Origin of the sequence: Exiguobacterium sp. s128 (assembly GCF_018618815.1) — a bacterium.
Taxonomy (GTDB): Bacteria; Bacillota; Bacilli; order Exiguobacteriales; family Exiguobacteriaceae; genus Exiguobacterium_A; species Exiguobacterium_A antarcticum.
In genome coordinates, this window is record NZ_JACSMT010000099.1 from 1 (window position 1) to 1,053 (window position 1,053).

Annotated in this window: 1 protein-coding gene; it reads left to right on the forward strand. The window is 48.3% G+C overall.

All coding sequences use genetic code 11. The features are described 5' to 3' along the window. The first annotated feature begins 105 nt into the window (after positions 1 to 105). Positions 106 to 1,044 carry an IS30 family transposase gene (locus KNQ13_RS15765; protein WP_026829704.1) on the forward strand — a complete coding sequence of 313 codons (939 nt, stop codon included), beginning with the start codon at positions 106 to 108 and terminating at the stop codon, positions 1,042 to 1,044. The last annotated feature ends 9 nt before the right edge of the window (positions 1,045 to 1,053 follow it).

Here is a 1,053-nt window from a genome sequence, read left to right on the forward strand (position 1 = left end):
GACGAATTGTAATATTAAGTGCAACACCTGACGGAAAACACAAAAAGCCCATAACGGCCTCGTGTAGAATGGAGTTACCACACCACATTCAACGGAGGATTCGTTATGAGCTATATTCATCTTACCACATCAGAAAGAGTCAAAATAGAAACGTATCTCGATTTAGGTTTATCCGTCCGAAAGATTGCGGGACGCCTGGGGCGTCAACCTTCTACGATTTCACGAGAATTAAAACGAAACCCTTACTATGATGCTTCCTGTGCTGACCAGCGTTATGTTGAGCGCAAAAAGAAGTGCGGTGCACGGACGAAGTTCACGCTAGAAAAAGGAGTTCGTATCCTCGAAAAGTTACGCGAGACATGGTCGCCTGAACAGATTGCCGGACGTTTATTCCAAGAAGAAGGACTATCCTTCAAGACAATTTATCGCTGGATCTATACGGGCCTCGTCGAGGCCAATTCTAGTTTTCTTCGCCAAAAGGGAAAGCGTCAGAAACCACGTGAGACGCGTGGACGCTTCAATGTCGGATTACCAATCAGTAAACGTCCAGCCGACGTCAAAGGGCGCCAAACGTTTGGACATTGGGAGCTGGATACTGTCGTCTCAGCCAGAGGGAAATCCAAGGCATGTGTCGCAACGTTCGTCGAGCGAAAGAGCCGTTTCTATCTCGCTGTGCCGATGGAGGATCGGTCCGCTGCCTCGATGGAGTCAGCGATTAAAGCATTGCATCTCTACTTCCCGTCGGGAACGTTTCAAACCGCGACGACAGATCGTGGAAAAGAGTTTAGCTGTCATGAACGAATTCGTGAAACGTTAGGCGTACCGATGTATTTTGCGGATCCGTATTCTTCTTGGCAACGTGGAAGTAACGAGAACGCCAATGGTCTTCTCCGTGAATTTTTCCCGAAGGGGACGGATTTCGGAAAGGTCAGTCGTTCTGAACTCGCTCAAGCGCTCGCCTGGATCAATGGGAGACCACGGAAATGTCTCAACTGGAAAACTGCATACGAGGTCTTCTCGGAAGAAGTGTTGCACTTAATTTGACAAACCGTC